General features: G+C 55.4%; 23 protein-coding genes. 14 read left to right on the forward strand and 9 right to left on the reverse strand.

What is annotated here, in order from left to right; genetic code table 11:
* The first annotated feature begins 343 nt into the window (after window positions 1–343).
* Window positions 344–1,066: a hypothetical protein gene (locus tag OQ248_RS23715; RefSeq protein ID WP_265814210.1), complete on the forward strand. Its 723-nt coding sequence runs from the start codon at window positions 344–346 to the stop codon at window positions 1,064–1,066.
* A 950-nt stretch (window positions 1,067–2,016) separates the two neighbouring features.
* Here OQ248_RS23715 and OQ248_RS23720 read toward each other — a convergent pair.
* Window positions 2,017–3,078 carry an AAA family ATPase gene (locus OQ248_RS23720; protein WP_265814211.1) on the reverse strand — a complete coding sequence of 354 codons (1,062 nt, stop codon included), beginning with the start codon at window positions 3,076–3,078 and terminating at the stop codon, window positions 2,017–2,019.
* 1 nt (window position 3,079) lies between these two features.
* Complete coding sequence (locus tag OQ248_RS23725; RefSeq protein WP_265814212.1) at window positions 3,080–3,673, reverse strand: AAA family ATPase; 594 nt, start codon at window positions 3,671–3,673, stop codon at window positions 3,080–3,082.
* 281 nt (window positions 3,674–3,954) lie between these two features.
* On the opposite strand from OQ248_RS23725, the gene OQ248_RS23730 reads away from it, so the two are divergent.
* The 3 genes from OQ248_RS23730 to OQ248_RS23740 all read left to right on the forward strand — a co-directional run bounded on the left by OQ248_RS23730 (window position 3,955) and on the right by OQ248_RS23740 (window position 6,153).
* Window positions 3,955–4,494 carry a hypothetical protein gene (locus OQ248_RS23730; protein WP_265814213.1) on the forward strand — a complete coding sequence of 180 codons (540 nt, stop codon included), beginning with the start codon at window positions 3,955–3,957 and terminating at the stop codon, window positions 4,492–4,494.
* A 128-nt stretch (window positions 4,495–4,622) separates the two neighbouring features.
* Window positions 4,623–5,336, forward strand: coding sequence for a hypothetical protein (locus OQ248_RS23735; RefSeq protein ID WP_265814214.1), 714 nt, complete (start codon window positions 4,623–4,625; stop codon window positions 5,334–5,336).
* Window positions 5,337–5,766: 430 nt separating this feature from the next.
* Entirely contained in the window at window positions 5,767–6,153 is a 387-nt protein-coding gene (locus tag OQ248_RS23740; RefSeq protein WP_265814215.1) for a hypothetical protein, read from the forward strand.
* Window positions 6,154–6,238: 85 nt separating this feature from the next.
* Here the strand turns inward: OQ248_RS23740 and OQ248_RS23745 are convergent, their stop codons facing one another.
* The 3 genes from OQ248_RS23745 to OQ248_RS23755 all read right to left on the reverse strand — a co-directional run bounded on the left by OQ248_RS23745 (window position 6,239) and on the right by OQ248_RS23755 (window position 9,122).
* The gene (locus OQ248_RS23745; protein WP_265814216.1) at window positions 6,239–6,649 is read right to left on the reverse strand and encodes a hypothetical protein; all 411 of its coding nucleotides are present in this window, start codon (window positions 6,647–6,649) and stop codon (window positions 6,239–6,241) included.
* Window positions 6,646–7,119 (reverse strand): hypothetical protein, encoded by a 474-nt coding sequence (locus OQ248_RS23750; RefSeq protein WP_265814217.1) that lies wholly within the window; start codon window positions 7,117–7,119, stop codon window positions 6,646–6,648. Before OQ248_RS23750 ends, OQ248_RS23745 begins: the two co-directional genes overlap by 4 nt.
* 650 nt (window positions 7,120–7,769) lie before the next feature.
* On the reverse strand, window positions 7,770–9,122 hold the full coding sequence (locus OQ248_RS23755; protein WP_265814218.1) for a hypothetical protein: 1,353 nt from the start codon (window positions 9,120–9,122) through the stop codon (window positions 7,770–7,772).
* A 796-nt stretch (window positions 9,123–9,918) separates the two neighbouring features.
* On the opposite strand from OQ248_RS23755, the gene OQ248_RS23760 reads away from it, so the two are divergent.
* Window positions 9,919–10,278, forward strand: coding sequence for a hypothetical protein (locus tag OQ248_RS23760; RefSeq protein WP_265814219.1), 360 nt, complete (start codon window positions 9,919–9,921; stop codon window positions 10,276–10,278).
* A gap of 167 nt (window positions 10,279–10,445) precedes the next feature.
* Here OQ248_RS23760 and OQ248_RS23765 read toward each other — a convergent pair whose 3' ends face one another.
* From OQ248_RS23765 to OQ248_RS23775, 3 genes are all read right to left on the reverse strand, one after another.
* A complete protein-coding gene (locus OQ248_RS23765; RefSeq protein ID WP_265814220.1) occupies window positions 10,446–11,015 on the reverse strand; it encodes a LemA family protein in 570 nt (189 codons plus the stop codon).
* Window positions 11,016–11,018: 3 nt separating this feature from the next.
* Window positions 11,019–12,128: a hypothetical protein gene (locus OQ248_RS23770; protein ID WP_265814221.1), complete on the reverse strand. Its 1,110-nt coding sequence runs from the start codon at window positions 12,126–12,128 to the stop codon at window positions 11,019–11,021.
* Window positions 12,129–12,406: 278 nt separating this feature from the next.
* Window positions 12,407–12,820 (reverse strand): hypothetical protein, encoded by a 414-nt coding sequence (locus OQ248_RS23775; protein WP_265814222.1) that lies wholly within the window; start codon window positions 12,818–12,820, stop codon window positions 12,407–12,409.
* A gap of 217 nt (window positions 12,821–13,037) precedes the next feature.
* On the opposite strand from OQ248_RS23775, the gene OQ248_RS23780 reads away from it, so the two are divergent.
* Both OQ248_RS23780 and OQ248_RS23785 read left to right on the forward strand, forming a co-directional pair.
* Window positions 13,038–14,381, forward strand: coding sequence for a hypothetical protein (locus tag OQ248_RS23780; protein WP_265814223.1), 1,344 nt, complete (start codon window positions 13,038–13,040; stop codon window positions 14,379–14,381).
* A complete protein-coding gene (locus OQ248_RS23785; protein WP_265814224.1) occupies window positions 14,374–14,763 on the forward strand; it encodes a hypothetical protein in 390 nt (129 codons plus the stop codon). Before OQ248_RS23780 ends, OQ248_RS23785 begins: the two co-directional genes overlap by 8 nt.
* Before the next feature lie 57 nt (window positions 14,764–14,820).
* On the opposite strand, the gene gspI is transcribed toward OQ248_RS23785, so the two are convergent.
* Complete coding sequence (gene gspI / locus OQ248_RS23790; protein ID WP_265814225.1) at window positions 14,821–15,201, reverse strand: type II secretion system minor pseudopilin GspI; 381 nt, start codon at window positions 15,199–15,201, stop codon at window positions 14,821–14,823.
* Between the two features lie 146 nt (window positions 15,202–15,347).
* Between gspI and gspG the strand changes: the two genes are divergently transcribed.
* The 7 genes from gspG to gspF are packed head-to-tail and all read left to right on the forward strand — an operon-like array spanning window position 15,348 to window position 23,431.
* A complete protein-coding gene (gene gspG, locus OQ248_RS23795) occupies window positions 15,348–15,806 on the forward strand; it encodes a type II secretion system major pseudopilin GspG (RefSeq protein ID WP_279309477.1) in 459 nt (152 codons plus the stop codon).
* An 8-nt stretch (window positions 15,807–15,814) separates the two neighbouring features.
* Window positions 15,815–16,768: a type II secretion system minor pseudopilin GspK gene (gene gspK, locus OQ248_RS23800; protein ID WP_265814226.1), complete on the forward strand. Its 954-nt coding sequence runs from the start codon at window positions 15,815–15,817 to the stop codon at window positions 16,766–16,768.
* On the forward strand, window positions 16,765–17,910 hold the full coding sequence (gene gspL / locus OQ248_RS23805) for a type II secretion system protein GspL (RefSeq protein ID WP_265814227.1): 1,146 nt from the start codon (window positions 16,765–16,767) through the stop codon (window positions 17,908–17,910). Before gspK ends, gspL begins: the two co-directional genes overlap by 4 nt.
* Complete coding sequence (gene gspM / locus OQ248_RS23810; RefSeq protein ID WP_265814228.1) at window positions 17,903–18,448, forward strand: type II secretion system protein GspM; 546 nt, start codon at window positions 17,903–17,905, stop codon at window positions 18,446–18,448. Before gspL ends, gspM begins: the two co-directional genes overlap by 8 nt.
* Window positions 18,445–20,817 (forward strand): type II secretion system secretin GspD, encoded by a 2,373-nt coding sequence (gene gspD / locus OQ248_RS23815; RefSeq protein WP_265814229.1) that lies wholly within the window; start codon window positions 18,445–18,447, stop codon window positions 20,815–20,817. The genes gspM and gspD overlap by 4 nt, the downstream gene beginning before the upstream one ends.
* A complete protein-coding gene (gene gspE / locus OQ248_RS23820; protein WP_265814231.1) occupies window positions 20,814–22,220 on the forward strand; it encodes a type II secretion system ATPase GspE in 1,407 nt (468 codons plus the stop codon). The genes gspD and gspE overlap by 4 nt, the downstream gene beginning before the upstream one ends.
* Window positions 22,220–23,431: a type II secretion system inner membrane protein GspF gene (gene gspF / locus OQ248_RS23825; RefSeq protein WP_265814232.1), complete on the forward strand. Its 1,212-nt coding sequence runs from the start codon at window positions 22,220–22,222 to the stop codon at window positions 23,429–23,431. Before gspE ends, gspF begins: the two co-directional genes overlap by 1 nt.
* Window positions 23,432–23,648: the final 217 nt, after the last annotated feature.

Raw genomic sequence — 23,648 nt, forward strand, 5'->3', positions numbered from 1 at the left:
TTGGGGGAGGGGGTGGAGATGCCTAGGTTGGTTAGGCCGTGAGTTTTTAGGAAGGAGCTATTTGGAAGTTTCAGGCGGGCTGTGGGTCATGGATCGCCGAGGGCTTGCTTAATTGTTTTTGGTCAACTAAAAAGCATGTCGTAAATGTCCGCTTTCGGCCAAAAGCGGCCATTTGCAAGTGGCCGTTTTCGACACAAACCTGCCGGTGACAGGCAGAAAACAACCAAAGCGTACCTTCTGAATGTCAATCATCGTTCGTCTTCGGCGAACTCGTTTGCTGAGAAGGAACATTTAGCCTTAAACTGCTGGTATCTTAAGGGTTTACTACTAGGCTATAAATCAAATGGTGGATTCTGAACAAGCGGTTTTTGACCTTGGTAAATGGCATGGAGCGCTGATCTTTAGCTCTGCAAATTTCAGAGATTTTAAAGGTTATTTGGAAAATACTGACGCTGTTGATTTTCATCTTTCCGCAAAAAAAATATTGTCTGTGAATGACGATGGCGACTTGATTCATCGCCCTCTCTCTGACGATCCACTTTCCAGCGCGATTTCCGACAAATACAAGGAGTCTTTCTCAGACTCTCTAACGATGCACGCTAATATGCTCGTCGTGATGGCAGGCGCGTATTTTGAGAATATTGTATTTGATTTTCTACAAAATTTTTTCACCCATAAACCGAACTCTCTTCACCAATATGTAGGTGGCGAAGACCGCCCAGGCTATATAAAGGTTACAGAGGTTTTTTCGTACAACGCATTAAGCGATCTGATGACAGAGTTATCTGCCAGAGGTGCAAAAAATGCAGCTGCTGGATCTCCGGATATTATTTTACGACGCATTAGAACTCTGACTAAGCACGAAATTCCAAGCAAATTGGAGCAGCGACTAGTAAAGCTAGTGGCTCAGAGAAATGCAATAGCTCATGACATTAAACAATACTCGCTTGATGAAATCGACATCGAGGGTGCTTATGAAACGTTGGAGGAGTTTCTGAAGACACTTGGCCTAATAACTAGCGCATTACATTTGCCCTTGTACGATCCGGGGCATTTGTTAACTTAAGCAGAAAAAGAGAAGCAAAAGGGGGGGCGGATCTATTTCTGCAAAATTAAAATATATTCGTCTCCAATCTCAGTGGAGCCGTGTCAGCATATAGCCCGAATGATTCGATAGTGAGGCTCCGGTAGGCTTCCCGGAGTTGGCGGCGAAGCTCGCTTTTCTAACGGGACTATAGTTGTAATTCCAGGGAGACGCATGACCGAAACTAGTACGCCCTCTTGCTCCCTTATCTCAATGGTGCTTTCGCCTTGAACCGTCGTGTCTAGTATCTCGCTAGGCTCAGTGCAAAGAACAAACCACCAGTTATCGCCTCTGCCCGGCCTCCGAGCGAAAGCTCGAGCCTCTTCCACCCGATTCGAGACTGCGACGTCATAATAGTGTTTAGCCAGTTGCTCAAGTCCAATCTTCAGTAGCATACGAACCACTGCGAGTGACTCCGTGACTTCGGCTATCAGATAAAACTGGGAAACCCGCCCCATTTCGACGAGATTTCTCAGTTGGTCGTTTCGCGGTTCGAGTTGAATGATTCCGGGCGCTCCGGATGCCTCCACTTGGCCAAGCATGGTATCCTTCCGAACGAAGCGTCGCTTCTTCGAGGGCACTCCTTGCAGAAGGCGATAGCCGTTAAATGGGAAGCTCAGCAGCGCCTTAGACTCAACTTTTTGACCAAAATATTGATTGCAGTGATCGCAGGTAACGCCCGGTCTTCCAATTGGGGAGTTTTTCCCGCCTAACGACTCGGGAACAATGTGGGCTACGGACGAGCCCTCACTGCTGTGACAAAAAATGCATGAGAGGGTGGTCGGCATATTTATGTGATCCTCATGAATTTATACGACAATAAGTGAAAAGGGGACTGATTTATTTTATATAAATAAATCAGTCCCCTTTTTTAGTGGCGCTTTTTTAGTGCTGTGTTCAGAAGGTGGATTTTTCTTAATTGTGTTGTTCATCTAAGTATCTTGTTTTTCAAAAGCTTTATCAATTGTTTTGAATAGTGCAAAGAATTTTTCGCTCGAGTCATAGGTGCTATCTTCATCGTAACGTTCCAGAATATACTCCATAAAAGCTTTCTTTGAGCTGTCGCGAATTTTGAATGATATTAGTTTGTCGTCGGCATCAATTACTGGTGACCCGCCTTCGAACCAGGCTTGCTCATGCTCATACGCTTCCAGAATCCAAACGTCAGGAAACAACCCTTCTATAGGGTGTCCGCCAGGGATGAGCACATATTCCTTATTTCCATTAAAACTGTAATCTTTGTTTGAGCAGAAACTGGACATTGCTCTAGCAGCATCTACTCCAGCCTTATCCCCATCAAAAAGGCTCACGGAACAAATTTCGGACCGAAAAAGCCCGAAGTTTGATTTTATGAATCCAAGCAAGTCTTGTACGCCGGTGAAGTCCTTTATCAGCAGTTGGCTTGAATTAAGGTAGGGGTAAAGTTCTTTCTGTTGAGGTTGCATCTGGTCCCATACGTACTCGATATATGCCTTATCCGTTTCACCTTCTACGAACAGGCTATACTTAGAGAGCGCAAAATAGTCAGAGAACTTCACGCCGAGTGACTTTCTTATCGAGTCTGTTGCTTCTCTGTGAGTAGAAAACATTTTCACAACAGTGTTTTGCATTTTTCCCGAGCGCGCAACACCTTGGACTAGATTGATGTTCGATGGAACAAAGTTTATAGCGTGGGTTGTCTTAACCACAGTGGAGATAGTCGAGAGGTCATCTAGTATTTTGGCGGCTTGTAGAGCAAGTGAAGGGTGCATATATGTTTCAGGCTCTTCTACCAGCCATATAACATTTAAGTTCTTTTGTTGTTCGGTTATCCACTTGAACGAAGAAAGAAGTACAGTGGCTTGTACGCCCATTCCCTTGGAGTAAATTGAACTTATGCTTGGGTCGGAAACGCGCAGATCGAAACTAGTTATTAGATCCTCGATTGTCCCGTTAGGAATGTCGAATCCCACCGTGATATCACCAAGGCCATTTTTATGTAGTACGCCGTTCATGCTATTTGGCAATAGTGGCGACGCTTTGCCTGATTTTCGGCAGGTGCTCTTCGAGAGCGCCCGCCACCTTTAAGCGAATAAAAGGCAAAACGAATTCATTATATAGTTCGTCGATGGATTTTTTTGATGGTATATAGTAGCACTTGAAGGAATCCAGTACAGATTGCACAAATGCTTTTTGTGCCATTGAATATTGTGGTGATTTTCCCTCCGGCCTTTTAATTCCTGGGTAAATCTGATAGACGGGGTTGTTGCCGTTGAAATAGACATTTATCGAAAATTCATCGCCGTCGTCTTCTTGCCCTAGAAGAGCCTTTAATTTATTTAGTTTTTCGAATATCTCTTCGTCTTCAGCCTCTCCCCTAAAGTGGCAGGTCAGACTCGTTTTTACAGATTTGTCGCCATGTGAAAGGTCTAGAATATGATTATAAGAGTGCTTGTTCTCATAGCCGGTAAAAAACATATAAAGAGCTAGCAAGGCGTTTGTTTTTCCAGCGTTATTAGGGCCAACTAGCGTTAGACCATCTGATAGCTGCAAAACCTGCTCTGTGGAAATAGTGCGGAAATTTTTGATCCTAAGGCTGTCAATTTTCATATGGCATCCGTGTCGCGGTTGTTAGCTTGTACCGATAATCTCAGAATGCCACCAACTCCACAATGAAGCGGCATGTGGAATGGAAGAAAATGACAAGGCCGGGCATCCGCAGGAAGCAGTAATCACCTGCTAGCCAAAAATAGAGAAAAAAGGGGACAGATTTGAATGGCACTTACTTAACAGCTAACCGATTGAGCTGAAAGCAAAAAATTAAGAAGGGCTGGCCTTGGTCTACGGTGATAGTCGCGAACACACACCAGAAAGCCAAGGACACAGCCCGCATGGATCGTAGACGCCAAATGCTCCAGCATCAACAGCAACGTTTTCGCCGCCATGCTTCGAATTGTGATGCCTATGCTTTTTTCAACCTGCTCACGGCTCCCGAGTTGCTGCAGCGCGTTGAGTCAGCACTGCCAGAGTATCGGGAGCGCTTGTATCCGCCAACGGAAACGCTGTCGATGTTCCTGGCTCAAGCGATGAGCGCCGATCGATCCTGCCAGAATGCCGTCAACGGCTTCTCCATCAAGCGATCCTGTAGCGGCATATCGGCTCTGTTGGCGGACTGCTTGCCTCGCGAACTGAGCTTCAAACACAGCCTTCAGCTATGGCTGGCGCTACAACAATATGGGAGTCCTGAAGACGAGGATGGTCTGGCGAACTTACTGATGCTGATAGCGCAAAGACGCGTTGGAAATCGACCTGGTCGTATCGAACCGCGAGCCATAAAACGAAGACCTCAGGCCTACCCCTTGCTGACCAAGTCACGTCGGTCAGCAAGGGCTGAGGTCAGGAAGAACGGGCATGCTAAACATGTTAAGTAAGTGCCATTCAAACCAGTCCCCTTTTTTCGGGTGGGATAAGGGAAGCAGCCTGCCTACACAATTCGGCCAAGTGGGCCATATTGTCACTGATACACTGATTTCCACTCGCCGATTAGCTAGGAGCTGAGATGGATATCAAAGAGTTTTGCGTCGCTCATGGATTCGACTTGAGTAAAAGTGGAGTGGCGTTAGGGGGTGGAAGTTTTGGAATGACAGATCTGAAAATTCCTCCAATGGAATTTTTGGTCTTGGCAGAAGAGGATTTTGAGCGGGGAGGATTGGCGGCGCTTGTGAACGCAACGACCAATGTGAAACGAGCCATTGTCGGACAGCTTGATCAGTTACTGATCTCCTTTGGCTATCCATCACTTAGATGGAACGTGCCAAAAAAGATCGAGCGAGTAAGGGCACTTGGATTATTGGCGCCAAGTCTGTTACGTAAAGTTGTCGATATGCGAAATTTCCTCGAGCACGAGTACGCCACACCTGAGCTAAAAAACGTTGAGGAAGCATTGGATATTGCGAGTCTATTTGTAATGTCCTCTTCAGCTATGTTCGTTCCGTTCGATGATGTCCTAGAGTTTTCACGGCCTGAGCCCCAAATGGCAGACGGCGCTGTCGCACTTCTCACAGCCGGGTTGAGAAGGGAGTCAGGCAGGGTTTTCTACAACGTCTACGCATATGAAACCGGCGGATATGCTGGACATTGTGTTGGTCAATGCCAGATTCAATCAGGGCATATCCTGTTTGAAGCAATGGTAAAGCTTTCCGCATCGCTGATGCTGCGATACAAAGTAAACCAAGCGATCAATGATTTTGAAGCTGCGTATGCTCAGTTATGAGTGCTCGATAGGTGAGTACTGCCGGTTATGGGGAGGATTTATTTAAGTGAGGGAGGTGCCGCTGTAAGGTCTCGATAAACGCCTGCGTTTAAAAAGACATCTCCAGACACTCTCTCAGGCTACATATCCTTGCGCCGTTGCCTACAGCTACGCCAGAATCCGCCGGCTTGTGCGCCTTGGGGGCGGGTTCTATTGTGGTCTGGTCGCTGACGAGTCAGCGATCGGGTTTGGTAGCCCGGCTTAGACTTGGCGCATTTCGTCACCCGATACAGGCCTTTTTGGGGCTGTGTATTTATGGTGGCCATGCGCAGGGCGTCTTCGGGCGCGCCGGTTCTCCAAGTCACCGGTCTACCAACCTTCGTATGGCCACCACCCCTTCGTTTGGTAGCGAAAGATGATGGCTCCTTTTCTATGATTTGGAGATTCACTCATGATCAAACCAACACCCAACCCGCCCGAAACCGACTCGGTTTCCCCCTACGAATCCATCGATTCCAGAAAACTCCACGAAGCCGCCGACCGCGCGCTCGACCATTACCTCTGTCCGCCCGGCTCCACGCCGCCTCCACGCAGAACCCGCGGGATGTATGCCGTGACGGCGGACAACAAAAACGAAGAACTGCTGATTGATGCCAGTGAGACACTCGCTTCGGCCCAGACCATTGCCCAGAACATCGCCAGTCTGGTACCGGCTTCGCAGCGTCGGGCGTTGGTGGGCATTGCGCAGTTGATCATGCTCGGAGAGTTGGCGGTGAATCGGGCGTTGGATAATTTGCAATTGCCGGTGAGGCAGACTTCGGGATCACCTGCTGATTAAACGGGTGTCAATTCTGGCGCCTTCGCGAGCAAGCCCGCTCCCAAGGAAAGGGGACTGAATTATTTCATTCAGTCCCCTTTGTTTCTTAACCCGCGTCGCCGCTCTCTGGCTCTGAAGGCGCATCCGGACATTCATCAGCCCATCGCGTTACCGTCATGTCTTTGAGCTGCTCACCCATGATGTCAACGCGCAAGCAGGCGCCTTTTTTTGAATAGAACAGGATGCAGCGCGAGCTATCAAAAGAGCAGGTATCGAGTTCCAGGAAATTGCGTGCAGCCAGTTCCCGCTCGACGCCACTGTATTCATAGCCATCGCGGGTGTGCATCCGGGTTGGCTTCCATCCTTGTTTGATCAACTTGGACCTGGCCGACACCAACGGCTCACCGACAGCGATGCCTGCTGGCCCGTATTTGTCGTTTGCTGCTTGCGAGCCATCAGCGAATGCGACGCTTGGACCCGTGCAACAAATGGCGATGAGGAGGATCGTGGCCTTCATTTAGCCGTTCTCTTGATTTTTCTTGCAGTGTAATAAATGACGCCTATCAAAAAGTGCTTGAGCTCCCACGCCCAAGCGCCCGCGAGCATGCAGATAACCAGAAAATGAAAATATTGAGCAAATTCTGTAAAGGGCACTTTTTGTGCGCTTTTTCCAACCAGTCCAAGAGTCATCAGGCTGATGCAAAAAGAACTCAAACACCGTAAGGCGAGATAGCAAATGTCTATGATGTTGGTCGTGTACACCCAGCTTTTTGCGGATTCAGAAAACAAGGCAGACCACACCAGATGAAACGCGCTTGCGTAGATGAAGCTCAGGCTTAGGCGTTGCGCCACGTCAACACCGGAGCTGAGGTAAAACTCCGAATAGAATTGGTCGAGAGAAATGCCTACCGGACGCATATGGTCGAGGTACGGAAACAGGGCAACCCCGCCTGCGAGATAGATAACTACAAAAGCGATGATTTTCATCCCGCACTCCATTGCTCCGTAAACGGCATCGGTTGACGACTTTTCGGCCAGGGAAAGCCGATAGCATAGTCATCCTTGTCCCATCCGTTTATTTGGCCTGGGAGTATTGTCTCCTGCCTGACCATTGGCGGCGAAAGGTTCATACCTGGATGTCTTTTTCGAACGCCTGTAGTTGCCTTATCGGGTCCCAACCGCTCGGCGACGCTTGAGCTTCGCTCCACCAAAGCATCCCGCTGGAGACCCATGATCTACGCAATTCAGCATGAGCCGCGGTCGTGTCGTCGTAGCCAAACTGCGTACCGCAGCACGGGCAGATGCCAAACGAAGAGCAGCCCAGTTCGTCGTATGGAGCCTCTTCAAGCCCGGTGTATCCACAAACCGGACAAAGATATGAAACGTTGCCTCCAATCATCCCAACTCCGGATTCCTGGCCTATAGGATCTGTTGTCGGCGTGCTCGATGATCGCTGGAGCTTTATTCCGACTCTTTTCAACTGACACCTAAAACGTAAAAAAGGGGACTGATTATTTCCATAAAATAAATCAGTTCCCTTTGTTCGTATGTCATGCGCCGGTGACCGGCGCCTGCAACTACCGTGCAAGCTTAAAAATAACTCCGAACGCAAGTAGTAGGAGCAACCTAGAGAAGAATCACATATCGCTAAACGCCTTCGCCGAGTCAGACCCTGAATAGGTTAACAACGCTTCAGCCGATTTAATCAGCGCAATTTTTGAATAGAATTCCGAAATCCCCCTTAGCACCTCAAAAGAAGTCATTCTATCGACTTTATTCCCATGCAAAATCTCAGACCGCCCATGCTCATATATCTTGGTTATAGTCTCATAGAGAGTCAGATCCCCATCATAATTCGCAACAATCTTATCTTCAGGGGTCTTCGTGAGATTTGAAACCATTTTTGATATAGCGCGCGTCTTGCCACCCCCGCTGCTCAATACATCCAAGCATGTTCCAAACTTTGCAATCGCTATCTGGTCACTTACCTCTCGACATGCCTCACCATGCCAATCAAGTGCAGTTGACCATCTCTGGCAAAGGCCCGGGCAACCATCACCATTACCGATAAGGCCTGTTAGTATTTTGGATACAGCCTCGAAAAATTTAATGTGACTTTGATCCAAATCCTCGGGCCGGAGCAGGAACGGATTTACTTCATCCGACAATTCGAGACCCGGATTCCAAAGAAATCCATTTGTCTCTACTATGCTATGCGTCAAGATAGGAGGCCTTCTTTCGGTATAAAGAGTAAAGCTCCTAAAATACTTTGGACTACCACCAATCAGTGATATCGAATCAAGCGCAGTTCGCGCAAGAATCGTAGAAAGTTTGCGAGAGAGCGCTTTTCCATAACCTGCAGTAGTCACACTAATCATGGATTTTGACTTGGTCACCACTTCATAAAGCGAAGCACTCAAAGGTTTTAGCTGTAAGTCCTTATCCACTAAAGCCGCTTTTAGATTTTCACGCCAGTCAGAATTATCGCCCCCCATGTAATCAAGTGCAGAGGGCGGAAAATCAATAGAATCAATCCAGTCTAAATTTTTATAAATCGTAACAGGGCCAATAACAAAAGGCCCATCAATCTCAAGACCAGTAAGCGCAGCGGGTAAATGACACGTAAAATCTCTGGATAGAGCAGGTGCAAACTCCGTTACCATCTGCTTTATCTCCCCCTTCAAGTAAGCAGGCAATAGGTATCTGATTGCACAGGGAGATGTGCCGAAATTCAAGAAACCGTCATACCTCTCAATGATTGCCTTCTTAACTAAATCATGATGTTCCTTCAGATCAAGTTTAATAGAGCCCGGCCAGCTCAGCTTTAGAAGAGCTGCTGATACAAGCCTGATTCTATTCTCGGTAGCGCCACTAACGCACACTTGCCTGCCACTTTTTGCCGTATCGAAATTCGGCGAAAGCGGCTCTTCACGAGTTTGCACCTTGCTAAGCGAGACCAACGCGTCGTAAATTAATATTTCCAGCTTCACGATTACTCCTTGTATAAAATCTTCTGAGATCCTTTCGCCTTAAGGCAATTTCACTCACGTTGGAATAGGCGCACTGGTGTCGATGACGACGACTTGATGCTTTTCTATACCAAGATCATCGGGCTCGCCAGGAAGCCAGCTCAGCGACTTCATAGCCCATGATGTGGCATGTTCGCACTACGTCTGAATAACACGCAACAGCACCTTCCAATGCAGAGCAATCCGACCTGGGGATGAGCACCTGTAGGCCAAGGGCGTACTTCCGAAGCTCTTCAATCAGCTCGCCCACGTTCACACCTATGTCCTTGAGTAACGACCTTGTGGAGGCCACTACAGAAAAAGGCGGGGAAAAAGGAGACTGATTTATTTCCAGAAAATAAATCTGAGAATTATCTGGCGGGCCTCCCCATCTCATGGAGGTGCCGCAGTAAGGTCTCGATAAACACCAACGTTTAAAAAGACATCTCAAGAAGCTCTCTCAGGCTACACACCCTTGCGCCGTTGCCTACAGCTACGCCAGAATCCGCCGGCTTGTGCGCTTTGTACCTGGTCTTTATCGTCTACGTGTCGCTGGCAACCCAGCGACCGGGTTTAGCGACCCGACCAGGTATAAGTTCAACGACGCTCCCGTTTGTCGCAGACATTTGCGATGACGATATGGTGGCTGTGCGTGGGAGACCTTCGGGTCTGCCGGGTCTTATACCTCTCGGTTCGCTAACCCGCGTACAGCTGCCACCCTTACTTGTTTAGCGACAGGTGTTGGTGGTTCCACCAGGTATAAAAATGGAGCTTCACCATGATCAAACCAACACCCAATCCGCCCGAAACCGACTCGGTTTCCCCCTACGAATCCATCGATTCCAGAAAACTCCACGAAGCCGCCGACCGCGCGCTCGACCATTACCTCTGTCCGCCCGGCTCCACGCCGCCCCCACGCAGAACCCGCGGGATGTATGCCGTGACTGCGGACAACAAAAACGAAGAACTGCTGATTGATGCCAGTGAAACACTCGCTTCGGCCCAAACCATTGCCCAGAACATCGCCAGTCTGGTGCCGGCTTCGCAGCGTCGGGCGTTGGTGGGCATTGCGCAGTTGATCATGCTCGGAGAGTTGGCGGTGAATCGGGCGTTGGATAATTTGCAGTTGCCGGAGTGATGCGGGGCAGCGATGGCGCATGCGCTGTTTCTATTGCCTGATATTCCGCTATCGCCAGCAGGCTGGCTCCCACAAAGTCATGGGTTGGTCACGGACACCGTGTTCGGCCAAGGAGGGAGGTGGTCGACCATCACCCTCACGGGTGATGGTCTGAAGCACTACGGGTGTCAGATATTCGGGGTGTAGGAGAAGCCTTGCGAAGCTTCGGTATCGGTGAACGGTGTTACGCGAGTTTTCTTGTTGAACAGGCCATTGACGATTGAAGCTGGGAACATTTCGATGGCGTTGTTGAACAGTTCGACGTTGCGGTTGTAGATGGTGATGGCCGCGCCGACGTTTTCTTGTTGTTCGGCAATTTCACGCATCATGTTGTTGGCGGCTTCGGATGCTTTCAGGTCAGGGTAGGCCTCGAAAGCGATGCGCAAACCACCCATTACTTCCCTCGACGCAGTTTCAACGTTGGTGAGTGCGTTGCCGTTCGCGCCAGCAGGAAGGGCGTGAATGGCGCTGCGCAGGCCGGCGATTTTTTCGAGGAGGCTGGACTCGAAAACCATGAAGTCTGCGAGCACTTTTTGCAGCTGATCGAGCACTTTTGTCTTCTGGCGTTCGTAAACCAGGACGTCCGACCAGGCACGTTGTACCCCGTTATGTCGGGCAATGATGTCGTTGTAGATGCCCAACCCCACCAAGATGATGATTACAGCGATAACGGCGGAGAGTATGAGTGCAATGTCCATGGCTTACTTCTCTTTGCATTTGTTTGGGGGAGAGGCGGTAAAGGTAAAGTTGTCATCGTGCAGCTCAGTGAGTGCGTGGCTCCATTGGAGCACTGACATCAGGCGCGGCAGTTCGATACCCGCAGAAATTTCTGCGTAAAACTCGTTGGGTGACGCCAGCGAATACTTCGTGCCGAACGCGAGCAGGTCGCTGCTCGCGAAGCTGAGGCAGAGCAAGCCATCGTCGGAGAACTCCAGGTTCGGACGATCGAGGATTTCGAATAGCTTCAACAAATGCAGCACTGTCGAAGGTTTGATGAATTTCGCGCAGAGTATCTCGCTCTGCCCTGTCAGACAGAACGATTTATTGAAGTCCGGGGAAGCCGTGTCCATCGACCATGAATAGTCGTTCTCTGATTGGTCATCGGATCTGACCGAGATCCCGGTGACCCAGGGAAAGTCGAAAACCAAACTGTACCGGTCGTAGTGGTCATACACCACTCGAGTCTCCGTTCTGGTTTTGCCATCTTTGTCGGTCACCGTAACTTGCACATGCCGCTTGTTGACGTAGTGCAGCTGGCGGTAGTGGTAAGGGAGTTCGCGCAGCGTGCCGGTAAACACTCCTTCTATCGATTCGACCAGCTCGCGGCTGTAGTTGCCCCGGCTGTAGTCACCAAATTGCGTATCCAGTTCGTTGAGGGTCCGGTTCGAGTTTTCTTCCATGAACATCAATCCGTTGTGGAAGTAGGAGGACAGTGCAGCAATTGTGCGGCTGAGCGCTGGTAAGCGCTCAGCTTTGGATGTCATCCAATTCATGCTTCCAATGGCGAACCCGAGGCCCACCACACCAGCGACTGCGCCGACCAGGCCAGGCTCAATGTGCAGACGTTGAAAAAAAGAAACCACCGGATAGCGGTTCATATAACCCAACAGGGCTACAGCGCCCGCTATCAATAGCAGGCCAGTACCAAAAAACCACCATGCGCGTGTGCAATTGAATTTGAGCGGGCCATCGTACGAGGCGAACGCGTGGATCACCTTCAACAGATCGGCTGTGGATTCGGCGCTGTCAATATTGGCTTCGCTCACAGCCAGCAACTCGTTAAATCTCGCGTTCTGCGACGTGTTGGGCATGTCAGATATCCATTGATTCAGCGATGCCCGGTGCGGGAGCAACGGCCCGGATTGAGGATTCGACGATATTCATGATCTGTCAGAAATTTGAAAAAGGAGGGGACGATACCATTTTCACGGCAATGATGGCTTCTGGCCTCTGCTTGAGAGAGATCGTGTGCGACGTTGAAACCTGCGGGGATTCGGGCTGGTAGCGATGGATTTGCTTCCCGACACTCCGCTATTGCTCGGAAGGGAAAAGGGGATTGATTCATTTCAATCGGTCCCTTTTTTGTTGCTTAACCCGCGTCGCCGCTATTTGGCTCTGAAGGCGCATCCGGACATTCATCAGTCCACCGCGTAACCGTCATGTCTTTAAGCTGCTCACCGATGGTCTCCACACGCAAGCAGGCGCCTTTCTTTGAATAGAACAGGATGCAGCGTGAGCTATCAAAAGAGCAGGTATCGAGTTCCAGGAATTTGCGTGCAGCCAGTTCGCGCTCTACACCGCTGTATTCATAGCCATCGCCGGTGTGCATCCGGGTTGGCTTCCATCCTTGTTTGATCAACTTGGATCTGGCCGACATCAAGGACTCATCGACGGCGATGCCTGCTGGCCCGTGCTTGCCGTTTGTCGCTTGCGAGCCGCCGGCAAACGCCAGGCTTGTACCGGTGCAATACATTGCGAAGAGCAAGAGGATCGGGGCCTTCATCTGACAGTTCCTCCGGCTGACGTCCATGTGCCCATGCTTCGTGCAGGATGCCTGAGGTAAAAGTTGCGCTCAACAGCCGCCATAAAGCACTGATGATTCGAGCCCGGAATCCGCAAGCCAGAAATCCGGATTTCCCCTACAACGAACACCGATTCATCCTGCATTCAAACCTGAGTCCGTTCGCCAAAGTCCCCCGTTTTCAGAACGGGACACGGACGTGACCAGACTCATCCCCCGAAGCGAACTCCTTGGCCAGCGTGACCAGATCCTCGATTCCTACCAAGCCATGGAAGACTTCCGACAGGCATTGAATCGCCCGGACGACTTGCCCGGATTCGATGACCTATTAAACGCCATGGGCCTGCATCGTTCGAACTACATGCAAGGCGCGAATGAGCGAAAACTCATCGATGCTGTGCGTAACGGTGAGTGGGCACTGGTGAAACCGCGCACGGCTACAGACAGCGGCGGCGCCTCCTGGAACGCCTTCAAACCCAAACCCGAGCCACCTCCCGCACGACACCTGGTGGAGGAACACGCCTACACCTTGCCGCAACCCGCTGAATCGGGTTTTCACATCGTTCAGAAACCCATGACGCTCGAAGCGCTTGAACGGGAGTTGTACGAAGTCAGGCCCGGTGAATCACTGCGTCGCGAATTCCGGTCACTCAATCGACATCTCGGTGAGCGGGTCAAGCCAGGGCAAATGGTCTTGTTCAGCGATTCACGCAACTACATGTGCCGGCGCGAAGAAGCACAGATGATGGCCGCTGCGGAAAAGGTGAACGAGGCGTTGAAAGATCTCTCGGATGAAGAGGCTTCGTTCATGGTTGAGCATCACGAAGTCATTGAGCCGTTTCTGGAGGTGTCGTCGGGGTCACTGGGGATTGCCTCCTATATGATCGGGCAGCATCTGGATGGGTTGAAAAAAGCTTTGCAGGATATGGAACAACTGCACCAGCAGCACTATCGGCAGTACGGGCATCTTCGCTCGCCAGATTTTTTTGCACAGCGCAAACGTATCTTGACGAAGCTTGATAGTGGCCTTGGGTCGCTGGTACGCAAGGGAACCGGAATTGCCGATCACCCCAAGCTCAAGAGAGCACTGGGTTTGTCGACTCGAAGAACTATTCACCGTTGGGATAAAGCGGGAGGCCCCACTCAGTTGCCGGGATATGCGTCCAACATCGTTGGCGTTGCGCGGGCGGCAAAGTTCATGCAGATCGGAGGTTACGTCGGAATTGGTTTAGCAACAGGGGCGGCAACTCTACGAATCAACGAAGTGTGCCGTACCGGCACTGATCAAGAATGCCAGAAGGTTAAATTCATCGAAGGCAGCAAACTGGCAGGTAACGTTGGAACAACTGTCGCGGCAACCACATATACCGCACCGCTCACAATGGAGTATTGCGCAGGTGTTGCACTAAAAACACGAGGCATCGGCGGCGTTATTTGCGTCCTCGTCATCAGCGGCGCGACAGCTTCTGTAGCAGGTAATACGGGATCTAAGATTGGCGATGTCCTCGGTGAGATCGTTTACGAAGCTACCTCAAATGATTGAAATCAAACTTCTGTTCGCCGCCACAGGCATTGGGTTATTGGTGCTGATCATTTCCAACGTTCTGGTGATGATTTATGTCGGGTATTTCAAGCTTTCCGAAATCGAGTCGCACCTTGAAAATTGTTATCTGCTCCAGAATTGCCCGCAGAAAGGAAGTGCCGGTTTTTGGGCGCGCAGGTACAGGCTCAATCTGATCACTGCTTTGCTTCGCAAGCGTCCTTCGCGCCTGTTGCTGGATAATCCGAACGCCCTCGAAGATGTCCGGCGCCTTCCGCTGAATTTGCGGCGGTGGGTCGAAATTCCATATCGATTGAATGCATTTTCTCTGCTGGGAATTCTGGCCTTGTATGGTTGGGCGGAATATCTAGGACTCTTCAAGTAAGCGCCATTGAGAACCGGTCGTCTATCAGAGGGTCTTGGTGGGCCGACGCTTGGGGGGCTAGGGATTTTCAGGACGGCTGAGCAACGTCTCCAGCCTCGCCAGTGGCGGCGCCTCCTGGCTGCGATCAAAGACTTGCACACCAACCTTGAGCAACCGCCCATTCTCCGCCCCCCCAATCACCTGCTCACACCGCAACAACAACCGCCCCTGATCACACTCAATCACCTTAACCCCCATCGGCAATCTCCCTTCCAACCTCAATTCCGCCATCCGACTCTGCGCCGCAATCATCGCAATCGAGCGATCCCGCAAAACCCCGCTGCTCTGCGTCATCAACCCAGCCACACGAACAGCGGCGGACATGGCGACGGCGATGATCGCCAGTGCGACGAGTACTTCAATCAGGGTGAATCCGGCTTGCGGGGAGGGGGTGCGCATCGGGGGCTCGGGCAGTCGGGCAGCCCTTGACGCTAACGCCCGTGCTTGACGGCTTGACGACGAAAACACCCGAGGATTTTCAACATCCCTGACATATCTTCTTGCAACACTGCGCGTCGAATCGAATCAAGCCAGGGAATGACGAGATGGATATCGCGCAATTCAAACAACCCGGTCGACCGAGCCGGATGCCCCGTGGGCAGCAGGGTTTCACGCTGATCGAGATCATGGTGGTGGTGGTGATTCTCGGGATTCTGGCGGCGATGGTGGTGCCCAAGGTGCTCGACCGGCCGGATCAGGCGCGGGCCACGGCGGCGAAGCAGGACATTGGCGGGTTGATGCAGGCGCTGAAGCTGTATCGCCTCGATCACGGCACTTACCCGAGCCAGAGCCAGGGCCTGAAGGTGCTGGTGGAACGGCCGGCCGATGCCAAGAACAGCAACTGGCGCTCGTACCTGGAGCGCCTGCCGAATGACCCGTGGGGTCGTCCTTATCAGTACCTCAATCCCGGTGCCAACGGCGAGATCGACATCTTTTCCCTCGGCGCCGACGGCCAGCCTGACGGCGAAGGCGTGAATGCCGACATCGGTTCCTGGCAGTTGTAAGGCCGGTCATGAACAGCCAATCGAACCAGCAGGGGATGGCGATCATCAGTGCGCTGCTGATCGCGGCGGTGGTCGCGGTGATCGCCGCCGGCATGCTGACGCGCCAGAGTGTTTCGACCCGGGCGCTGGAAGCCGAACAACTGCGCGTGCAGGGCCGTTGGGTGTTGCACGGCGGGTTGGAGATCAGCCGGCAATTGTTGTGGGACGCGCGGCAGCGCGATCCGCTGACCCGACTCGATCAGCCGTGGGCGCAGCGCTTGAACACCCAGGGTTTCGAGGGGCGGCTGGAGGACGAGCAGGGCAAGTTCAACCTGCGCAATCTGGTGGCCAACGAGCGGATCGATGACGCGCAGGTGCAGGCGTTCGAGCGCTTGTGCGAGTTGATTGGTGTCAGCAGCGGCTTGAGCCGGCGCATCAGTCAGCGGGTGATCGGCTCGTATCCGCACCTGTTGAATGCCCAATTGGTGGACAAGCCTGTGGCGAAAAACACCTTCGACAGCGGGCGCGCCACGTCGCCGTCCGCGTCGCGCAAACCGCAATCGCCGACCTTGCCGATGCTGCGCACGCTTGACGATTTGCGCAGTGTCGACGGGGTCAACGATGCGGTTTTGGCGAAACTGGCGCCGTACCTGACGGTGATTCCGGCGACCACCTGGCTCAACGGCAACACGGCCACGGCGCCGGTGCTGGCGGCTTATGTGCCGGGGCTGTCGCTGGAGCGGGCGCAGGCGTTGATCAATGAGCGTGACGCCGGGCGCTGGTTTATCAATCGCGGGGATTTCGTCAATCGCCTGCGCTTGCCGCAACTGGAGATCACCAGCGTCAAGGTCGGCATCACCAGCGACTGGTTCCGGCTGCGCGGGCAGGCGCGGCGGGATCAACGGCGGGTCAGCCTCGATGCGTTGCTGCATCGCAGTCAGGATCGGTTGCCGCAAGTGATCTGGTCGCGGGTGGGCGTATGAGCCAGTTGCGCGTGAGTTTGCCGCCGCTGGCGGAGTTGAGTCTCGACAGTGAAGTGGAGTGTGCGTGGCTGGATCGTCAGGGGAAGGTCACACGCCAGGAGCGTGTGCGGCTTGGCGCGCTGCCGAAGCAACCGCTGGTGTGCTTTCTGCACCCGTCGGACAGCCTGCTGGCGAGCATTGATCTGCCGCCGTTGCCCGCGAACAAAACCGCTGCGGCGGTGCAATGCGCGGCGCAGGCCTTGATGCTCGGTGACAGCGCCGACATGCACATCGCCCACAGTGCTCGCAATGAAAGCGGCCAGGTGCAGATTGCCTGGGTAGCACGCAAGGAGTTGCAGCACCTCGGGCAATTCGGCCTGAACCTCAAAGGCCTGTACCCGGCGGCCTACAGCTTGCCGGTGATGGCCGGCGGCGTCGGCTGCTTGCACGACGATCATCTGTTGCTGCGTCACGGCCCGAATGCGGCGCAGGTGCAGCCGATGATCGATGAAGCGTGGCTGCTGGAAACCGGTCTGCCGGCGCACTGGGTCGGTGACGGCGCGCCGGAAGCGGTGCAATCGACATTGGCCGATACGCAACGTTGCGCCGGCCCGTTGCCGAATTGGGGACTGCACGGCGGCCTTCAGCAACCGGGCACCGAACATCGTGGTTGGGGCAGGGCGCTCGGTTGCTGTGCGCTGGCACTGGCGGTGTGGGTGATCGGTTTGAACCTGTACGCCGCCCGCGAGGCCGGGCAGGGCCAGCAGCTCAAGGCGCAGATGGCGCAGCGGGTGAAGCAGGCGTTCCCCGAGTTGCCGGTGATCCTCAATCCGCTGCAACAGGCTCGTCAGCAAATCGCGGCGCGCCAGCAAGGCGCGGTGGATGCGCCGGGGCAGGACTTCACGCGGCTGGTGTTGCAGGCCGGCAGCGGCATGCCGTCCATGGCCGGGACGGTGCAGCGTCTGGAGTTTGTCGACGGCGCGCTGCAATTGAGTCTGCTGCCCGAGGCCCGGCGTTCGGGTAACGACAAGGACTGGCAAGGCATGCTGGCTCAGGCCGGCATCAGCATCAGCCCGAACGACGACGGTTGGGTCCTGCGCCCGGCCGGCGAGGCGACCGCCGCCACCGACAACGACGACAGCAGCGGAGCCGAAGATGAATAGCCCCTCGCTTGCGAAATACCGCGCCGGTTGGCAGCGCTTGAATGCTCAGTTGCAGGCCCGTTGGCAGCCGTTGGCGCTGCGGGAAAAACGCATGGTCGCTGGGATGGCAGCGCTGTTAGTTGGACTGTTTGTGTGGGTGACGTTGATTCAGCCGCCGCTGAAGAAGATCGCCGCCTCGCAAGTCGAAACCCCGAAATTGCGCGCCCAGGCCGAAGCGCTGGAAGTGCTGTTGCGCGACGTCAGCGTGCGCCCGGACGGGCAAAACCTGGAGCAATCGCTGCAACAGACCTTGCAGGCCAGCGGACTGGGCGGCCATTACCAATTGGCGGCCGCGTCCGCCGGCTGGCAGTTGACCTTCGACGCGGCACCGGCCGACGCCGTGCTCGACTGGCTGCTGAGCCAACCCCGGAATTTTTCACTGCAAGTGGTCGAGGCCCGTCTGCAACGCGCAGACGACGCCGCGACCGATGACACGGCCGGCACTCTGTCGGGCACCGTACGCATGGATCAGGCGCTGGGCGCTAAGGAAGCTTCATGAAGGGGTCAGGGTCCAAACGCATGGCGTTGCCGATGCTGTTGATGGCATTGAGCGCGTGCAGCAACACCACACCACCGAATCAACCGCCGCTGCTGGTGGACAGCGAACTCGGCCGGCCGCTGGCCAACACCCAGCGCAGTGGCGACGCGGTGCTCGACCGCGAGCGGGCGCAGGCTCAGGCCAGACCTGCGCCGAAGCAATTGCACAACATCACCGAACGCGCCCGCAGTGGCGGTGCGGCCCGGGGCACGACGTTGCCGGCCAATCCGTTGGGCGATCAACCGGTGACGCTGAATTTTGTCGACGCGGATATTCAAGCGGTGGTGCGGGCGTTGTCTCGTTCCACCGGCCAGCAGTTTCTGGTCGATCCACGGGTCAAGGGCAACCTGACGCTGGTCTCCGAAGGCCAGGTGCCGGCGCATCAGGCCTACGACATGTTGCTGGCGGCGCTGCGCATGCAGGGTTTCAGCGTGGTGGACGTCGGCGGCGTGGCGCAGGTGGTGCCGGAGGCCGATGCCAAATTGCTCGGCGGGCCGATCTACAGCGCCGACAAACCGGCCGGCAACGGCATGCTCACCCGCACGTTCCGCCTGCAATACGAGAACGCGGTGAACCTGATCCCGGTGCTGCGCCCGATCGTATCGCCGAACAACCCGATCAACGCCTATCCGGGCAACAACACCATCGTCGTCACCGATTACGCCGAGAACCTCACGCGGGTCGCTCAACTGATTCAGGGCATCGACACCCCGAGCGCCATCGACACCGACGTGGTGCAGATCCAGAACGGCATCGCCGCCGACATCGCGCCGATGGTCGCCGACCTGCTCGACGCGCCGGGCAATGATCCAACCCAGAAAATCGCTGTGATCGGCGACCCGCGCTCCAACACCATCATCATCCGCGCCGGCAGCCCCGAGCGCACGGAGCTGGCGCGCAACCTGATCTACAAACTCGACAATGCCCAGAGCAACCCGAGCAATCTGCATGTGGTGTATCTGCGCAACGCTCAGGCCGGCAAACTGGCGCAAGCGCTGCGCGGATTGTTGACCGGCGAGAGCGACAGCGGCTCCAGCGACAGTGCGCGCTCGGTGCTCAGCGCGATGGGCAGTTCCACCAACTCGGGCGGCGGGCAGAACGGCCAGAGCGGTACGCAAACCAACGGCTCGACTTCGACCACCAACAACGGCAGCACCGGCGGCAGCTACGCCCAAGGCAGCAGCAATAGCAGTGGCAGCAGCAACGCGCAAAGCAGCGAACAGAACGTTGCGTTCAGCGCCGGCGGCGTGACCATTCAGGCGGATGCGACCACCAACACCTTGCTGATCTCCGCGCCGGAGCCGCTGTACCGCAACCTGCGTGAAGTCATCGATTTGCTCGACCAGCGCCGCGCGCAAGTGGTGATCGAAAGCCTGATCGTCGAAGTCGGCGAAGACGATGCCAGCGAATTCGGCGTGCAATGGCAGACCGGCAATCTGGCCGGTAATGGCGTGATCGGCGGCGCCAACCTTGGTGGTTCGGGGATCAACGTCAACGGCAAGACCAGTGTCGATGTATTGCCCAAAGGTTTGAACCTCGGCTACGTCAACGGCACCGTCGACATTCCCGGCATCGGCAAGATCCTTGACCTGAAAGTGCTGGCCCGGGCCCTGAAGAGCAAGGGCGGCACCAACGTGCTGTCGACGCCGAACCTGCTGACCCTGGACAACGAAGCGGCGAGCATTTTCGTCGGCCAGACCATCCCGTTTGTCAGTGGCAGCTACGTCACCGGCGGCGGGGGTACGAGCAACAACCCGTTCCAGACCGTGACCCGCGAAGAGGTCGGCTTGAAGCTCAACGTGCGGCCGCAGATTTCCGAAGGCGGCACGGTGAAGCTCGACATCTATCAGGAAGTCAGCAGCATTGACGAGCGTGCTTCGGCGGCTTCGACTTCGGCGGGGATCGTCACCAGCAAACGTGCGATCGACACCAGCATCCTGCTCGACGACGGGCAGATCATGGTGCTCGGCGGTCTGCTGCAGGATGGCTACAGCCAGAGCAATGACGCGGTGCCGTGGCTGGGCAGTATTCCCGGCATCGGCGCGCTGTTTCGCAACGAGCGCCGCTCGATCACCAAGACCAATCTGATGGTGTTCCTGCGCCCGTACATCATCCGCGACAGCGCGGCGGGGCGCAGCATCACGCTTAACCGCTACGACTTCATGCGCCGTGCTCAGGGCGGTCTGCAACCGGAACGCAGCTGGGCGATGCCGGACATGCAGGCGCCGCAATTGCCGACCGCTGCGCAGGGGGTTCCGAGTTCGGTTCCGGCTTCGGGACCCCGCGCGGTCATCAAGGCTGTGCCGATTGAAGCAGGCCCGCGGTTATGAGCAGCTTGCCTTACGCCTGGGCCAAGGCGCAGCGGATTCTGCTGCGCGACGGCGTGCTGACGGTGTGCCCGTCGACGCCGGGCTGGTCGATCAGCGAAGTACGGCGGCAGTTCGGCGCGGCGAAACTTGAGCGGGTGCGCGACGACGAACTCGACGGCTTGCTCGCCACGGCCTACGCCGACACTGGCAGCGCGGCGGCGGTGGTCGGTGCGGCGGAGAACGAAGTCGATCTCGACCGCCTGATGCAGGACATGCCGGAAATCACCGACCTGCTCGACACCCAGGACGGCGCGCCGGTGATCCGCATGATCAACGCCTTGCTCACCCAAGCGGCGAGGGATGAGGCCAGCGACATTCACATCGAACCGTTCGAAACCCATTCGGTGGTGCGTTACCGGGTCGACGGCACCCTGCGCGACGTGGTTTCGCCGCGCAAGGCGTTGCACGGTGCGCTGGTGTCGCGGATCAAGATCATGGCGCAGCTCGATATCGCGGAAAAACGCCTGCCGCAGGACGGCCGCATTGCCTTGCGCGTAGCGGGGCGGCCCATCGACATTCGCGTTTCGACCGTGCCCACCGGCCATGGCGAGCGGGTGGTGATGCGTTTGCTGGACAAGCAGGCCGGGCGCCTGCATCTCGAAACGTTGGGCATGGATGCGCAGGTGCTGGCGAAACTCGATCACCTGATCCGCCAGCCCCACGGCATTGTGCTGGTCACCGGCCCGACCGGTAGCGGCAAGACCACCAGTCTGTATGCGGCGCTGGCTCGACTCGATGCGAGCACCAGCAACATCCTTACTGTGGAAGACCCGGTGGAATACGACTTGCCGGGCATCAGCCAGATTCAGGTCAACGCCAAGATCGACATGACGTTTGCCCTGGCCTTGCGGGCGATTCTGCGGCAGGACCCGGACATCATCATGATCGGCGAGATCCGCGACCTCGAAACCGCGCAGATCGCAGTGCAGGCTTCGCTGACCGGTCACCTGGTGCTCGCAACGTTGCACACCAACGATGCCGTGTCGGCGGTCAACCGCTTGGTCGACATGGGCGTCGAGCCGTTTCTGCTGGCCTCGTCGATGCTCGGGGTGTTGGCCCAGCGTCTGGTGCGGCGCCTGTGCAATCAGTGCAAACAGGAAGACCCGGCGACGCCCGGCACCTGGCGCCCGGTGGGTTGTGCGGCGTGCAATCACACCGGTTACAGCGGCCGGACCGGCATTCACGAATTGTTCTGCATCGACGACGACATTCGCACGCTGATTCACCAAGGGGCAGGGGAGCAGGCGTTGCGCGCAGCGGCGAGCAAGGCCGGGATGTTCAGCCTGCGTGAGGACGGCGAACGCTGGATTCGCAGCGGTGCGACGGCGCCGGAAGAAATCCTTCGTGTGACACGGGACGCCTGATGAATCGCTATCGTTTTGAAGCCGCCGATGCCAGCGGCAAGATCGAGTCCGGGCATCTGGAAGCGGACAGTCAGGGTGCCGCGTTTGGCGTGCTGCGCGGTCGCGGCTTGACTGCGCTGTCGGTGGAGAAGGAAAGCAACGTCTCCCAGCACGGCGGCGGTGGATTGTTCAGTGCCAGGCTGTCGGACAACGATCTGGCCTGGGCCACGCGGCAACTGTCGAGCCTGCTCGGCGCCAGCCTGCCATTGGAAGCGGCCTTGAGCGCCACGGTCGAACAGGCCGAGAAAAAGCACATCGCCCACACACTCAGTGCTGTGCGCGCCGACGTGCGCAGTGGCATGCGTCTGGCCGAAGCGCTGGCGGCGCGGCCACGGGATTTCCCGGAGATTTACCGGGCGCTGATTGCGGCGGGCGAAGAGTCCGGTGATCTGGCGCAGGTGATGGAGCGACTGGCGGATTACATCGAGGAACGCAACAACCTGCGCGGCAAGATCCTCACCGCGTTCATCTATCCGGGCGTGGTCGGACTGGTGTCGATCGGCATCGTGATTTTCCTGCTCAGCTACGTGGTGCCGCAGGTGGTCAGCGCGTTTTCCCAGGCGCGGCAGGATCTGCCGGGGCTGACATTGGCGATGCTCAATGCCAGTGATTTCATTCGTGCGTGGGGCTGGTTGTGCGCTGGCGTCCTGGCCGGCGCGTTCTGGAGCTGGCGCCTGTATCTGCGCAATCCGGCGGCGCGCTTGAGTTGGCATCATCGGGTGCTGAAGCTGCCGCTGATCGGGCGGTTTGTGCTGGGCCTGAACACCGCACGGTTCGCCTCGACGCTGGCGATTCTCGGTGGCGCTGGCGTGCCGTTGTTGCGGGCATTGGAGGCGGCGCGGCAGACCTTGTCGAATGATCGTCTGAGCCTGAGCGTCAATGAGGCCACCGCCAAGGTGCGCGAGGGCGTCAACCTGGCGGCCGCGCTGAAAGTGGAAAACGTGTTTCCGCCGGTGCTGATTCACTTGATCGCCAGTGGCGAAAAAACCGGCGCGCTGCCGCCGATGCTCGAACGTGCTGCGCAAACCCTTTCCCGCGATATCGAACGCCGGGCGATGGGCATGACTGCGTTACTTGAACCGCTGATGATCGTGGTGATGGGCGGGGTGGTGCTGGTGATCGTGATGGCGGTGTTGCTGCCGATCATCGAGATCAATCAGTTGGTGCAGTAAACTTTTCCAATCTTTTTTCCTCTCGTCCAACTATCACCCGAGCGCGGAAGCAACCGTCCTCGGGTTCTCCTTTCTGTCATCTGCAACGGCTCTTCAAGGGCTGTGGCCGATTCCCTTGAAAAGCGTGCCGTAGACACTCCGGACAAGCACCAGAACACCCGAGAATAAACCTCGAAAATCAGTTCCCACCTCCCGAGGTTTTTTCCTTTATCTGTCA

This window comes from Pseudomonas sp. COW5, from assembly GCF_026240005.1.
GTDB lineage: Bacteria > Pseudomonadota > Gammaproteobacteria > Pseudomonadales > Pseudomonadaceae > Aquipseudomonas > Aquipseudomonas kribbensis.

Coding starts and splice junctions, on each gene's coding strand:
- OQ248_RS23730 (WP_265814213.1), top strand. CDS start 3,955: ATGGATCGTAGACGCCAAATGCTCCAGCATCAACAGCAACGTTTTCGC.
- gspF (WP_265814232.1), top strand. CDS start 22,220: ATGAATCGCTATCGTTTTGAAGCCGCCGATGCCAGCGGCAAGATCGAG.
- gspG (WP_279309477.1), top strand. CDS start 15,348: ATGGATATCGCGCAATTCAAACAACCCGGTCGACCGAGCCGGATGCCC.
- OQ248_RS23725 (WP_265814212.1), bottom strand. CDS start 3,673: ATGAAAATTGACAGCCTTAGGATCAAAAATTTCCGCACTATTTCCACA.
- gspL (WP_265814227.1), top strand. CDS start 16,765: ATGAGCCAGTTGCGCGTGAGTTTGCCGCCGCTGGCGGAGTTGAGTCTC.
- OQ248_RS23740 (WP_265814215.1), top strand. CDS start 5,767: ATGATCAAACCAACACCCAACCCGCCCGAAACCGACTCGGTTTCCCCC.
- OQ248_RS23775 (WP_265814222.1), bottom strand. CDS start 12,820: ATGAAGGCCCCGATCCTCTTGCTCTTCGCAATGTATTGCACCGGTACA.
- gspE (WP_265814231.1), top strand. CDS start 20,814: ATGAGCAGCTTGCCTTACGCCTGGGCCAAGGCGCAGCGGATTCTGCTG.
- gspK (WP_265814226.1), top strand. CDS start 15,815: ATGAACAGCCAATCGAACCAGCAGGGGATGGCGATCATCAGTGCGCTG.
- OQ248_RS23765 (WP_265814220.1), bottom strand. CDS start 11,015: ATGGACATTGCACTCATACTCTCCGCCGTTATCGCTGTAATCATCATC.
- OQ248_RS23745 (WP_265814216.1), bottom strand. CDS start 6,649: ATGAAGGCCACGATCCTCCTCATCGCCATTTGTTGCACGGGTCCAAGC.
- OQ248_RS23760 (WP_265814219.1), top strand. CDS start 9,919: ATGATCAAACCAACACCCAATCCGCCCGAAACCGACTCGGTTTCCCCC.
- OQ248_RS23770 (WP_265814221.1), bottom strand. CDS start 12,128: ATGCCCAACACGTCGCAGAACGCGAGATTTAACGAGTTGCTGGCTGTG.
- OQ248_RS23785 (WP_265814224.1), top strand. CDS start 14,374: ATGATTGAAATCAAACTTCTGTTCGCCGCCACAGGCATTGGGTTATTG.
- gspM (WP_265814228.1), top strand. CDS start 17,903: ATGAATAGCCCCTCGCTTGCGAAATACCGCGCCGGTTGGCAGCGCTTG.
- gspD (WP_265814229.1), top strand. CDS start 18,445: ATGAAGGGGTCAGGGTCCAAACGCATGGCGTTGCCGATGCTGTTGATG.
- gspI (WP_265814225.1), bottom strand. CDS start 15,201: ATGCGCACCCCCTCCCCGCAAGCCGGATTCACCCTGATTGAAGTACTC.
- OQ248_RS23735 (WP_265814214.1), top strand. CDS start 4,623: ATGGATATCAAAGAGTTTTGCGTCGCTCATGGATTCGACTTGAGTAAA.
- OQ248_RS23715 (WP_265814210.1), top strand. CDS start 344: ATGGTGGATTCTGAACAAGCGGTTTTTGACCTTGGTAAATGGCATGGA.
- OQ248_RS23720 (WP_265814211.1), bottom strand. CDS start 3,078: ATGAACGGCGTACTACATAAAAATGGCCTTGGTGATATCACGGTGGGA.
- OQ248_RS23750 (WP_265814217.1), bottom strand. CDS start 7,119: ATGAAAATCATCGCTTTTGTAGTTATCTATCTCGCAGGCGGGGTTGCC.